This window comes from Vibrio sp. ZF 223 (assembly GCF_003050585.1).
In the GTDB taxonomy this organism is placed as follows: Bacteria; Pseudomonadota; Gammaproteobacteria; order Enterobacterales; family Vibrionaceae; genus Vibrio; species Vibrio crassostreae.
In genome coordinates this window covers 1-12,637 of record NZ_PIGB01000020.1, presented here as the reverse complement: position 1 = coordinate 12,637, position 12,637 = coordinate 1, and the positions used below count along the sequence as shown (strand labels likewise).

The 12,637-nt window shown below is 45.0% G+C and carries 8 protein-coding genes, 6 tRNA genes and 2 rRNA genes; 6 read left to right on the top strand and 10 right to left on the bottom strand.

The genetic code is table 11. From position 1 onward, the window contains the following. Positions 1–94: 94 nt before the first annotated feature. From CWO13_RS23045 to CWO13_RS23025, 5 genes are all read right to left on the bottom strand, one after another. Positions 95–171 (bottom strand) — tRNA-Pro (locus CWO13_RS23045). Positions 172–226: 55 nt separating this feature from the next. Further along, a tRNA-His gene (locus CWO13_RS23040) sits at positions 227–302 on the bottom strand. A 44-nt stretch (positions 303–346) separates the two neighbouring features. Continuing rightward, positions 347–423, bottom strand: a tRNA-Pro gene (locus CWO13_RS23035). 76 nt (positions 424–499) lie between these two features. Next, positions 500–575 (bottom strand) — tRNA-His (locus CWO13_RS23030). A gap of 49 nt (positions 576–624) precedes the next feature. Continuing rightward, positions 625–701 (bottom strand) — tRNA-Arg (locus CWO13_RS23025). A gap of 298 nt (positions 702–999) precedes the next feature. Between CWO13_RS23025 and CWO13_RS23020 the strand changes: the two genes are divergently transcribed. Beyond that, positions 1,000–1,413, top strand: a complete 414-nt coding sequence (locus CWO13_RS23020) for a c-type cytochrome (RefSeq protein WP_017069626.1) — start codon at positions 1,000–1,002, stop codon at positions 1,411–1,413. Between the two features lie 97 nt (positions 1,414–1,510). Here CWO13_RS23020 and rep read toward each other — a convergent pair whose 3' ends face one another. Next, positions 1,511–3,529, bottom strand: a complete 2,019-nt coding sequence (gene rep / locus CWO13_RS23015) for a DNA helicase Rep (protein WP_107899041.1) — start codon at positions 3,527–3,529, stop codon at positions 1,511–1,513. 180 nt (positions 3,530–3,709) lie between these two features. On the opposite strand from rep, the gene CWO13_RS23010 reads away from it, so the two are divergent. From CWO13_RS23010 to ubiK, 4 genes are all read left to right on the top strand, one after another. Further along, the gene (locus CWO13_RS23010) at positions 3,710–4,291 is read left to right on the top strand and encodes a TetR/AcrR family transcriptional regulator (protein WP_017629442.1); all 582 of its coding nucleotides are present in this window, start codon (positions 3,710–3,712) and stop codon (positions 4,289–4,291) included. Positions 4,292–4,309: 18 nt separating this feature from the next. Beyond that, complete coding sequence (locus CWO13_RS23005) at positions 4,310–5,416, top strand: efflux RND transporter periplasmic adaptor subunit (RefSeq protein ID WP_065677334.1); 1,107 nt, start codon at positions 4,310–4,312, stop codon at positions 5,414–5,416. Positions 5,417–5,427: 11 nt separating this feature from the next. Further along, on the top strand, positions 5,428–8,550 hold the full coding sequence (locus CWO13_RS23000; RefSeq protein WP_102479088.1) for a multidrug efflux RND transporter permease subunit: 3,123 nt from the start codon (positions 5,428–5,430) through the stop codon (positions 8,548–8,550). A gap of 119 nt (positions 8,551–8,669) precedes the next feature. After that, on the top strand, positions 8,670–8,921 hold the full coding sequence (gene ubiK / locus CWO13_RS22995; RefSeq protein WP_009848085.1) for a ubiquinone biosynthesis accessory factor UbiK: 252 nt from the start codon (positions 8,670–8,672) through the stop codon (positions 8,919–8,921). Between the two features lie 274 nt (positions 8,922–9,195). Here ubiK and ilvC read toward each other — a convergent pair whose 3' ends face one another. Continuing rightward, entirely contained in the window at positions 9,196–10,680 is a 1,485-nt protein-coding gene (ilvC, locus tag CWO13_RS22990; protein ID WP_048661257.1) for a ketol-acid reductoisomerase, read from the bottom strand. Positions 10,681–10,826: 146 nt separating this feature from the next. On the opposite strand from ilvC, the gene ilvY reads away from it, so the two are divergent. After that, complete coding sequence (gene ilvY / locus CWO13_RS22985; protein ID WP_048612410.1) at positions 10,827–11,717, top strand: HTH-type transcriptional activator IlvY; 891 nt, start codon at positions 10,827–10,829, stop codon at positions 11,715–11,717. Between the two features lie 125 nt (positions 11,718–11,842). On the opposite strand, the gene CWO13_RS22980 is transcribed toward ilvY, so the two are convergent. The 3 genes from CWO13_RS22980 to CWO13_RS22970 form a co-directional block, all read right to left on the bottom strand. Next, positions 11,843–11,933: transfer RNA gene (locus CWO13_RS22980), tRNA-Ser, on the bottom strand. Positions 11,934–12,002: 69 nt separating this feature from the next. Further along, positions 12,003–12,118: ribosomal RNA gene (gene rrf / locus CWO13_RS22975) — 5S ribosomal RNA — on the bottom strand. Positions 12,119–12,248: 130 nt separating this feature from the next. Then, positions 12,249–12,637: ribosomal RNA gene (locus CWO13_RS22970) — 23S ribosomal RNA — on the bottom strand; the annotation flags it as partial.

Sequence of the window (12,637 nt, the reverse complement as noted above, 5' to 3'; positions counted from 1 at the left end):
CATCCTTTGAACATCAGGCGAACCCCACTTGGGTTCCAACCTGTGATCTACAGATGAAAAAAAAGCTCATCATTTCTGATGAGCTTTCTTAAGGTGGTCGGTGAAGAGGGATTCGAACCCCCGACCCTCTGGTCCCAAACCAGATGCGCTACCAAGCTGCGCTATTCACCGAGACATTTCGTTTGATTTCTCAAACTGGGAACTTCAAAGAAGTTACCAAAATTAATGGGGTGGCTAACGAGATTCGAACTCGCGACCACCGGAATCACAATCCAGGGCTCTACCAACTGAGCTATAGCCACCACTAATTTTTTATATAACCGCTTAAAAGCGATTATTGAAATAGTGGTCGGTGAAGAGGGATTCGAACCCCCGACCCTCTGGTCCCAAACCAGATGCGCTACCAAGCTGCGCTATTCACCGACTAATTTTGTATCGATTCTTGGGATAGTGAATCAACACAGGAAGCCGAAGCTACCGATATTTTATAAAGAAAGAATGGGGTGGCTAACGAGATTCGAACTCGCGACCACCGGAATCACAATCCAGGGCTCTACCAACTGAGCTATAGCCACCATTATTTCTTTTGTGCCAATTTCTCACTTACCGAAGTAAGAGACCGGATGGCGCGCCTGAAAGGATTCGAACCTTCGGCCTTTGGCTCCGGAGGCCAACGCTCTATCCAGCTGAGCTACAGGCGCATGCCCTGTCGGCGGAGTGGAATAATACGTATATCACCCAATGCCGTCTAGTACTTTTTTAACTTTTTTTTCTGTTTGGTCTCTTTTTCGACAGTTAATATGTGATAAACCCCTTATTTGAGTACTACAACCCGCCACAGCTTATAAGTTGTTGTTTATTGCAACAACTTATCGGGATATAATCACCCATTATTTACATTGGTTTAACAGTTGCTCTTTGCTGGTTAAAGCCAAAACACCCTTCCAACACTATAAATTGGTAAGCATGTACTTACCTTGGGAATGTAAAGTGAGTTTAATGGATATGTCTCGTCGAATTTTAAGCGTTGTCATCGCAGTTTTAACCTTTTCAACTGGCGCAATGGCTGCAGGCCTTAGCGAAGCGGAGCAAGATGCAATTGCTGAACGCATCAAACCAGTTGGCCAAGTTTACCTAGTCGGCAGCGAGCCAGTAGCCGCAGAACCAACAGGCCCTCGTGATGGCGCAGCAGTTTACGGTACCTTTTGTATCGCTTGTCACGCATCTGGCGTAAGTGGCGCACCTAAAACAGGTGATGCTGGAGATTGGGGCCCTCGTATTGCTCAAGGTCGCGACATCCTAGCTGACCACGCAATCAACGGTTTCAATGCGATGCCAGCGAAAGGTTCATGTATGGACTGTTCAGACGATGAAATCAAAGATGCTATCGAGCACATGATTGCCGGTCTGTAATTTACCGATCTGTAATTAAAAATGCCAGATTCAAAAAAGGTGACCTCATGGTCACCTTTTTTATTGGCTTCTAATATAGTGCTATTAAAGCTGAGCTTTATTTCTTGTTGAACATCGCACGAATATTCGCAATGTGTGCCTGCCCTTTTTCCATTCTTTCTTCAGCGGATTGAGGCTTCTTAACGCTTTCCCACTCAACGTCCTCATGTGGCAACTCGTCTAGAAAGCGGCTTTGTGTTGGCTTAATCAATTCACCATATTGACGACGTTCACGACACTTAGTAAAGGTCAGCTCTTTCTGAGCTCGAGTAATCCCAACGTACATAAGACGACGTTCTTCTTCTACGTTGCCTTCATCGACACTGGTTTGGTGTGGCAAGATGCCCTCTTCTGCACCCATCAGAAATACATACGGGAACTCTAGGCCTTTCGATGCGTGCAATGTCATTAATTGAACTTGGTCTGCGTCGTCATCATCTTCACCACGCTCCATCATGTCACGCAGCGTTAAACGTTGAACCACCTCACGTAGGGTTTTCTCTTCTTTGTCGTAGTTGTCACCCTCAAGATCGGCCACAATCCAACTATAGAGATCAGAGACGTTCTTCATTCGCATTTCAGCGGCTTTCGGGCTCGCTGAGGTTTCGTACAACCAATCTTCGTAGTTGATGTCACGAACCAAAGAGCGAACGGCTTCAACCGTATTACCACGCTCAGCATTATCTGAGATACGAACAATCCAGTCACCGAAACGGCGCAGGTTTTCTAGACCACGTCCCGTCAGGGTCTGCTCCAAGCCCATCTCAAAGCTGGCTTCAAAGAGGCTCTTACCACGCATGTTGGCATAGCTGCCTAATTTCTCAAGCGTCACCGGACCAATCTCACGACGCGGTGTGTTTACAATACGTAGGAAGGCGTTGTCATCATCTGGGTTCACCAACACACGCAGGTAAGCCATGATGTCTTTAATTTCTGCTCTGGCGAAGAAAGAGGTACCGCCAGAGATCTTGTAAGGCACACGGTTCTGCATCAAGGCTTTTTCAATCAAGCGCGATTGGTGGTTACCACGGTAAAGCACTGCGTAATCTTTATATTCAGTACGGTTCAAAAACTTATGAGCGATGATCTCACCGGTAATACGCTCGGCCTCATGCTCTTCATTCTTGGCATTCAGTACCTTGAGCTTTTCACCGTCTGGGATCTCTGAGAACAGTGACTTTTCATAAACGTGTGGGTTGTTGGCGATCAAGATGTTCGCTGCACGTAAGATTCGACTGGTTGAACGATAGTTTTGCTCGAGTTTGATCAAACGAAGATTCGGGTAATCTTCACCCAACAACACCAAGTTTTGTGGTTTTGCACCACGCCATGAATAGATAGATTGGTCATCATCACCTACTACCGTCAAGCGACCACGCTCTCCAACAAGCAGACGAACCAACTCATACTGGCTAGTATTGGTATCTTGGTATTCATCGACCAGTAAATAGCGGATACGCGACTGCCAGCGCTCACGCACTTCTTGATTGGTTTTCAGTAACAATACAGGCATCGCAATCAAATCATCAAAATCGAGCGCGTTGTATGCCTTCATCTGTTTCTGGTACATCTCAAAACAGAATGCAAAAAGCTGTTCTTGTTCGCCTTGAGCTCGAGCTTTCGCCTGATCTGGCGTCAGCATGTCATTCTTCCAATTCGAAATCGCACTCATCAATGCACGCAATAAATCTTTATCGCCATCGATCTGTCTCTCTGTTAGCTCTTTTAACAGAGCTAACTGATCTTGGTCATCAAACAGAGAGAAGCCAGCTTTTAAGCCCAGTGCTTTGTACTCGCGACGAATAATAGTTAGGCCCATGGTGTGAAACGTCGAAACAATAAGTCCTTTCGACTCACCTTTACCTAAGGTTTGACCAACACGCTCTTTCATCTCACGTGCCGCTTTATTGGTAAAGGTTACCGCTGCAATATTACGCGCCTTATAGCCACACTCTTGAACCAAGTAAGCGATCTTATTCGTGATAACACGTGTTTTACCGGATCCAGCGCCCGCTAATACTAAGCAGGGCCCCGAAACATATTTCACGGCTTCATCTTGTCTTGGGTTCAGTTTCATTTGATTCTCAGTTTGGTCTAGAGGGGCGAATTCAATTGCGCGCCTATAATAATGCTGCAACAGCACGAATGCTACGTTCTCTTATACAAGATTTTTACGCTGATTATGTAAAACTTTGTTGCACATGTGTGTGGTTATTAGGCTATAATGAATGAACGTTCATTCATTGGTGGTTGAAATATGACAACTCATGCACCTCGGGATAAACGCCAGCAAATACTTTCTGCAGCTGAAAAGCTAATTGCAGAGGTCGGTTTCCAAGGCCTTTCAATGCAAAAATTAGCCAAAGAAGCGGGAGTGGCTGCAGGCACTATCTATCGCTACTTCGATGATAAAGAGCACTTGATAGAAGATGTTCGAATGCTCGTGACTCAAAGAGTAGCTGATGCTGTTCAAGAAGGGGTTAATGATTCGGATCCAATTAAACAACGCTACCGTACTATGTGGTTGAACATATGGAACTTAGCAGGAACGAATTTAGCCGCAATAAAAAATCGAGTTCAGTATGACTCTCTACCCATCACAAATAGCCTAAACTTCAGGGAACTAGAACGTAAAATGTTTGCCCAAGTTGAGCTGCTATTTAATGAGGGGAAGGAACAAGGATTGTTTAAACCACTTAACAATGAAGTATTAGGTGGATTGAGCTTGGCGGCTAGTGTTTCTCTAGCACGCAAGCATTCTTTAGGATTTTACCAACTTGATGAGGCAGAACTAGAATCTGCAATCGAAGCCAGTTGGGACGCAATAATTAAACACTAGATCGGAGTTTTGACCATAATGAAAAAGTGGACTTTCTTCATGTTACTCATCGCTGTACTACTTTTCGGCAGCGTTATTGGGTTTAACATGTTCAAACAACAAAAAATTGCTGAGTATATGGCCAACCGCCCTGAACCAGAGTTTCCAGTAACGGTAACTGAAGTTCAGCCGATCGACTGGGTTCCAGTGATTGAAGCTATCGGCTTCATCGAACCTAACCAAGGTGTGACACTAGCGAACGAGACCAGCGGTGTTATTGACCAGATCTCTTTCGAGTCAGGTACTGATGTTAAGAGTGGTCAGCAACTGGTGCGTCTTGATTCTGACGTAGAGAAAGCAAACCTAAAGAGTTCTGAAGCTCGTTTGCCTGCTGCGAAAGCAAAATACAAGCGTTACCAAGGTCTATTCAAGAAAGGTTCTATCTCTAAAGAAGCGTACGATGAAGCAGAAGCGAACTACTTCTCTCTATCTGCTGACATTGAAAGCCTAAAAGCATCGATCGAGCGTCGTGAAATTCGCGCGCCATTCGACGGTACTGTTGGTATTCGTAACGTATACCTAGGCCAATACCTACAATCGGGTACCGATATCGTTCGTTTAGAAGATACCAGTGTGATGCGCCTGCGCTTCACAGTTTCTCAAACTGATATCTCTCGTATCAATGTTGGTCAGGCTATCGACATCTTTGTTGATGCTTACCCAGAGACACCGTTTGAAGGATCTATCAGTGCAATTGAACCAGCTGTAAGCATCCAAAGTGGTCTTATCCAAGTTCAAGCAGACATTCCAAACAATGATGGCAAGCTTCGTAGCGGTATGTTCGCTCGCGCTAACATCATTCTGCCTAAATTAGAGAACCAAGTAACTCTGCCTCAAACAGCGATTACTTTCACTCTATACGGTGACAATGTTTACATCCTGACTGAAGAAGACGGCGTTCAACGTGTTGCTCAACATGTTGTAAAAGTAGGTGAGCGTACAGCTGATATTGCACACATCCTTGAAGGCGTTAAAGCCGGCGATACGGTTGTAACTTCTGGCCAAGTACGTCTAAGTAACGGTGCCAAAGTTAAGGTTGTTGAAAGTGATGCAATCACTCCACCATCTGAAACACCTAAGCTGTAACTGGAGGCACAATGCGCTTTACTGATGTTTTTATTAAACGTCCAGTTCTAGCGGTATCCATCAGCTTTTTGATTGCGCTGCTTGGCTTACAAGCAATCTTCAAAATGCAGGTGCGTGAATACCCTGAAATGACGAATACCGTCGTAACCGTAACCACGAGTTACTACGGTGCAAGTGCCGATCTTATCCAAGGCTTTATCACCCAGCCCCTCGAACAGGCTGTGGCTCAAGCGGATAACATCGACTATATGACTTCTTCTTCTGTGCTCGGTAGTTCTACTATTACCGTGAACATGAAGTTGAACACCGACCCGAATGCGGCGCTGTCTGACATACTGGCCAAGACTAACTCGGTGCGTTCTCAGCTTCCTAAAGAAGCAGAAGATCCAACCGTAACCATGTCTACCGGTTCAACGACAGCTGTACTCTACATTGGTTTTACCAGTGATGAGTTGGTGTCGAGCCAAATTACCGACTACCTAGAGCGTGTAATCAACCCGCAACTATTCACGGTAAATGGTGTATCTAAAGTCGACCTTTATGGTGGTATGAAATACGCACTGCGCGTATGGCTAGATCCATCAAAAATGGCAGCTGTTAACCTAACTGCTACTGATGTTATGTCGGTATTGAATGCCAACAACTACCAGTCAGCGACAGGTCAAGCTACTGGCGAATTCGTTCTTTATAACGGCAGTGCCGATACACAAGTATCAAACACTGAAGAGTTAGAGAACTTAGTCGTTAGAAGTGGTGAAGGTGAGATTATCCGTCTGTCTGACATCGCTAAGGTTTCTCTAGAGAAAAGCCACGACGTTTATCGTGCAAGTGCGAACGGTCAGGAGGCGGTTGTTGCAGCAATTAATGCGGCACCAAGTGCGAACCCAATCAACATCGCTGCAGATGTACTTGAGCTTCTTCCTCAGCTAGAGAAGAACCTTCCAAGCAACATCTCAATGAACGTAATGTACGATTCAACCATTGCGATTAACGAGTCAATTCAAGAAGTTATCAAGACAATTCTTGAAGCGGCATTAATCGTATTAATCGTAATCACATTGTTCTTAGGTTCATTCCGAGCGGTACTGATCCCTATCGTTACTATCCCACTATCTCTGATTGGTGTGGCAATGGTAATGCAGGCGATGGGCTTCTCTTGGAACCTGATGACACTACTGGCAATGGTACTCGCCATCGGTCTGGTGGTAGATGATGCGATCGTGGTACTTGAGAACGTCGACAGGCATATCAAGCTCGGAGAGTCCCCTTTCCGCGCTGCGATCATCGGTACTCGTGAAATTGCGGTCCCTGTTATCGCAATGACACTCACGCTAGGTGCGGTATACGCTCCAATCGCAATGATGGGCGGTATCACGGGCTCACTATTTAAAGAGTTCGCATTAACCCTAGCCGGTTCTGTATTTGTATCAGGTATCGTGGCACTAACGCTGTCGCCAATGATGTGTTCAAAAATGCTGAAAGCTCACGCTGAGCCGAGCAAGTTTGAACAGAAGGTTCATAGCGTTTTGGATGGTATGACTAACCGTTACGAGCGTATGCTTGGCGCGGTAATGCAACATCGTCCAGTATTTATTGGCTTTGCTATCATCGTATTTGCAAGTTTGCCGATGTTGTTCAAGTTCATCCCTAGTGAATTAGCACCTTCAGAAGATAAAGGTGTAATCATGCTAATGGGTACTGCACCATCTAATGCGAACTTAGACTTCATGCAAAATACCATGAACGACGTAAACAAGATTCTGTCTGACCAGCCAGAAGTCGCTTACGCGCAGGTGTTCACAGGAGTTCCTAATGCAAACCAAGCGTTTGGTATTGCATCTATGGTTCCTTGGAGTGAGCGTGAAGCAAGCCAATCTGAGGTAGCAAACCGCGTTGGTGGTTTGGTGAAAGATGTTCCAGGAATGGCAGTAACAGCCTTCCAAATGCCAGAACTACCAGGTGCAGGTTCTGGCCTTCCAATTCAGTTTGTTATTACAACGCCAAACAGTTTTGAAAGCTTGTTCCAAATCACCACTGACATTTTGACTGATGTAGCGACAAACCCACTATTCGTATACTCGGATCTCGATCTGAACTACGACTCAGCAACGATGAAAGTACACATCGACAAGGATAAAGCGGGCGCATACGGCGTAACCATGCAAGATATCGGTATCACGCTAGGTACCATGATGTCAGATGGCTACGTAAACCGTATCGACTTGAATGGTCGTTCTTACGAGGTTATCCCTCAGGTTGAACGTAAATTCCGTTTGAACCCAGAATCGATGAATAACTACTACGTACGTGCTGCGGACGGTAATGCTGTCCCATTAGGCAGTTTGATTACGATTGATGTTGTGGCAGAGCCTCGCTCTCTTCCTCACTTCAACCAATTGAACTCAGCTACGATTGGTGCAGTACCTGCTCCAGGCGCTGCAATGGGTGATGCAATTGCATGGTTTGAAGACACGGCGGCGAATAAGCTTCCAAGTGGCTACAACCACGATTACATGGGTGAAGCACGTCAATACGTAACTGAAGGTAGCGCACTTTACGCGACCTTTGGTCTAGCACTGGCTATCATCTTCTTGGTACTAGCGATTCAATTCGAATCTCTGAAAGATCCATTGGTTATCATGGTATCTGTACCACTGGCGATCTGTGGTGCCCTAATAGCTCTGGCTTGGGGTGCGGCAACAATGAACATCTACTCGCAAGTAGGTTTGATCACCTTAGTCGGCCTAATTACCAAGCACGGTATCTTGATCTGTGAAGTTGCAAAAGAAGAACAGTTGCATCATCACAAGACTCGTATCGAAGCGGTAATGGAAGCTGCGAAGGTTCGTCTTCGTCCAATCCTGATGACAACAGCTGCGATGATCGCGGGTCTAATCCCACTGATGTACGCAAGTGGTGCGGGTGCAGCTCAGCGCTTTAGTATTGGTATCGTAATCGTTGCTGGTCTAGCGATTGGTACTATCTTCACGCTATTTGTACTGCCAGTGATTTACAGCTACTTGGCTGAAAAACACAAACCTCTACCTGTATTTGTAGAAGACAAAGACCTAGAAAAGCTAGCTCGCATCGATGAAGCAAAAGCGGCACACAGAGAATTAGCTGATAATAAGTAATCGCTAAGTCGTATTAACAATAAAAAGGCTACTTCGGTGGCCTTTTTTTATACGCCATAGGCGACATCTCAAGTGTGATTAAATAGAATAGTGGTAAATATTCAGGAGTTTTAATTGATATGTTTGATCCAAAAAAACTAGAGCAGATTGCTAAGCAGATCCACGATTCTATGCCTCAACCAGTAAAAGAGCTTGGTTCAGACGTAGATCAAAAAGTTCGCCAAGTTATCCAAGGCCAACTAAACAAGCTAGACGTTGTGAGCCGTGAAGAGTTTGATGTTCAAACACAAGTACTGCTTCGCACTCGCCAAAAGCTAACTGAAATGGAACAAAAGCTAGCTGACTTAGAAGCAAAGATTGCCGATAAGTAAGCGCAAAGCAAGAAAACTGAAAGGGTTGGTGTGAAAACGCCAACCCTTTTGTATTTCTGAGGATCAATCAAGACCTGAAAGTCGACGAAGACTGCTCAAGCAATGTTCATTTGATTGATTTTTAAGACTTTGTTACTAAAAGCAAAAAGGCTTGGTCAACGGCGACCAAGCCTTTTTATTAGATGTTGTGTTGCTTACTTATAACTCCAACCTGTAAGGAGTTAGTGATACTGCTTCGCTTTTTCTGCAAATTTATCAGTATCTAAGCGACTAATTAACCGCCTACAGCGATACGCTTCATGTCGCTCATGTAGCTACGTAGCTCTTCACCAATGTACTCTACAGGGTGGTTACGGATAGCTTCGTTTACTTCAATTAGCTTAGCGTTATCAACTTGGTTAGATGCTTCACCTAGACCGCGGCCGATTACGTCAGTTGCTACTGAAGGCATGAACTTCTCACGTAGTAACGGTGTTGCTACGTTAGCGAATAGGTAGTTACCGTACTCAGCAGTATCTGAGATTACAACGTTCATTTCGTAAAGACGCTTACGAGCAACTGTGTTTGCGATTAGTGGAAGCTCATGTAGAGATTCGTAGTAAGCAGACTCGTCGATGATGCCTGATGCAGTCATAGCTTCGAATGCTAGCTCAACACCTGCACGAACCATAGCAACCATTAGGATACCGTTGTCGAAGTACTCTTGCTCTGAGATTTCTACGTCAGAAGCTGGGTAGTTTTCGAATGCCGTTTCGCCTGTCTCTTCACGCCAGCCTAGTAGGTTCACGTCATCGTTCGCCCAGTCAGCCATCATTGTGCTAGAGAAGTGACCAGAGATGATGTCATCCATGTGCTTGTTGTAAAGCGGACGCATTAGGTCTTTAAGCTCTTCAGAAAGCTCAAACGCTTTAACTTTAGCTGGGTTAGATAAACGATCCATCATGTGAGTTACGCCACCAAACTTAAGTGCTTCAGTGATCGTTTCCCAACCGTATTGTAGAAGTTTGCCTGCGTAGCCAGGTTCGATACCGTCAGCAATCATCTTCTCGTAAGATACGATAGAACCCGCTTGTAGCATGCCACAAAGGATAGTTTGCTCACCCATAAGGTCAGATTTAACTTCCGCTACGAAAGAAGACTCTAGGCAACCTGCACGGTGACCACCAGTACCTGCAGCCCAAGCTTTAGCGATATCCCAGCCTTCACCTTTAGGGTCATTCTCTGGGTGAACAGCAATCAGTGTTGGTACACCGAAACCACGCTTGTACTCTTCGCGAACTTCAGAACCAGGACACTTAGGAGCAACCATTACAACCGTAAGGTCAGAACGTAACTGCATGCCTTCTTCAACAACGTTAAAGCCGTGAGAGTAACCAAGTGCAGCACCTTCTTTCATTAGAGGCATTACAGTTTCAACAACATTTGTATGTTGCTTGTCTGGAGTAAGGTTGATTACTAGGTCTGCTTGAGGGATTAGCGTTTCGTAGCTACCTACAACAAAGCCATTTTCATCAGCATTTTTGAATGATTGACGCTTTTCATCAATTGCTGCTTGGCGTAGAGCGTAAGATACGTCTAGACCAGAATCACGCATGTTTAGACCTTGGTTTAAGCCTTGAGCACCACAACCAACAATTACGATTTTCTTACCTTCAAGAAATTCAGCTTCTGTCGCGAATTCTTCACGATCCATAAAGCGGCAACGACCTAGTTGGTCTAGTTGTTCACGAAGGTTTAATGTATTGAAATAGTTAGCCATTCTAGGGCACTCCTTTAAAAATAAGTCCGTAAGGTCGATATCTCTCTATCGAATGACTTCATACTAAAACAGACACTCCATTGCTGAAAGTGATATATTCACAATTAGTTATTGCAATAAATGCAACATGGAAATGATCGCAAAACATGAACATAAAATCTCTACAATTATTTATACATTTATGTGATAGCAAGAGTTTCAGCAAAACCGCTGCTGCTATGCATGTCAGTCCTTCAGCGCTGAGCCGTCAGATACAAAAGCTTGAAGAAGAAACAGGACAAGAACTGCTTATCAGAGACAACCGCAGTGTTGATCTCACCCCAGCAGGAAAACACCTATTGCCTGTAGCATTAAGCATCGTTGGAGAGTGGCAGCAATACAATCTTCATTTGAAAGGTGGAGAGCAAGAGCTTAAAGGTGAGATCCGTATATTTTGTTCAGTAACAGCTAGCTACAGTCACTTACCTGAACTAATTACTGAATTCAGAGCCATTCACCCGTATATTGAATTCAAGCTCTCTACGGGCGATCCTGCTCAATCTATCGACAAAATATTAAATGATGAAGCGGATATTGCTATCTCGGCGAAGCCGGACATCCTTCCTTCAAGGTTAGAATTCGAAACGATTAGCGATATACCACTATCCGTCATAATTCCATCAGGTGTCAGCAGCTTTAGCCAGCAACTTCAGTCTGACAAGCCAAACTGGAATGAAGTGCCTTTTATCATCCCTGAAGCGGGTACGGCGCGTGAACGTGCCAATGCATGGTTCAAAAAGATGAAGATAAAACCCAACATATACGCGCAAGTTTCAGGCCATGAGGCGATAGTGAGTATGGTGGCGCTAGGTTGTGGGGTAGGAATTGCACCTGATGTGGTGATTAACAATAGCCCTGTAAGAGATAAAGTCGACCGTTTAAAGATAGAACCCATCAAACCCTTTGAGTTGGGTGTTTGCTGCAAGAGAGCACAGTTAGAAAACCCATTAATTAGAGCATTTTGGCAGGTCGCCGAAGGAAAATATCTGCAAGACTAAAGAATATATAAGTGATAACAAACGGGGATAGAGTCACAGATAAAGAGCACGTTAGTGCTCTTTTTGTTTTTCTAAACGACAGATATGAAAAAAGCCCGCTGATTTCTCAGCGGGCTTTTCAATGGTGGTGGAGGGATAGGGATTTGAACCCTAGAACCGCTATTAACGGTTGCCGGTTTTCAAGACCGGTGCTTTCGACCACTCAGCCATCCCTCCAACAAATTGTCATCAACAGATTTGTGCACTGTTGAGGTTGTTACTTGCTATGCAAATAACGAAATTAAAGCCTGGCGATGTCCTACTCTCACATGGGGAAGCCCCACACTACCATCGGCGCTATTGTGTTTCACTTCTGAGTTCGGCATGGAATCAGGTGGGTCCACAATGCTATGGTCGCCAAGCAAATTTTGCTTTTACTTTCAGTTTTTAAAAAACTGAAGGCAAAATAATCTGGAAAGCTGTTAAATTCTCTTCAAACTCATTCAAGCGTTTGGTATTTCTATTGAGTCCACAAAACCCCTTGGGTGTTGTATGGTTAAGCCTCACGGGCAATTAGTACAGGTTAGCTCAATGCCTCGCAGCACTTACACACCCTGCCTATCAACGTCGTAGTCTACGACAACCCTTTAGGACGCTTATAGCGCCAGGGAAAACTCATCTCAAGGCTCGCTTCCCGCTTAGATGCTTTCAGCGGTTATCGATTCCGAACTTAGCTACCGGGCAATGCCATTGGCATGACAACCCGAACACCAGAGGTTCGTCCACTCCGGTCCTCTCGTACTAGGAGCAGCCCCTTTCAATTTTCCAACGCCCACGGCAGATAGGGACCGAACTGTCTCACGACGTTCTAAACCCAGCTCGCGTACCACTTTAAATGGCGAACAGCCATACCCTTGGGACCGACTTCAGCCCCAGGATGT

Excerpts from the sequence above, each read along its gene's own strand:
- ilvC (WP_048661257.1), bottom strand. The coding sequence starts at position 10,680 with ATGGCTAACTATTTCAATACATTAAACCTTCGTGAACAACTAGACCAA.
- ubiK (WP_009848085.1), top strand. The coding sequence starts at position 8,670 with ATGTTTGATCCAAAAAAACTAGAGCAGATTGCTAAGCAGATCCACGAT.
- CWO13_RS23005 (WP_065677334.1), top strand. The coding sequence starts at position 4,310 with ATGAAAAAGTGGACTTTCTTCATGTTACTCATCGCTGTACTACTTTTC.
- rep (WP_107899041.1), bottom strand. The coding sequence starts at position 3,529 with ATGAAACTGAACCCAAGACAAGATGAAGCCGTGAAATATGTTTCGGGG.
- CWO13_RS23010 (WP_017629442.1), top strand. The coding sequence starts at position 3,710 with ATGACAACTCATGCACCTCGGGATAAACGCCAGCAAATACTTTCTGCA.
- CWO13_RS23020 (WP_017069626.1), top strand. The coding sequence starts at position 1,000 with ATGGATATGTCTCGTCGAATTTTAAGCGTTGTCATCGCAGTTTTAACC.
- CWO13_RS23000 (WP_102479088.1), top strand. The coding sequence starts at position 5,428 with ATGCGCTTTACTGATGTTTTTATTAAACGTCCAGTTCTAGCGGTATCC.
- ilvY (WP_048612410.1), top strand. The coding sequence starts at position 10,827 with ATGAACATAAAATCTCTACAATTATTTATACATTTATGTGATAGCAAG.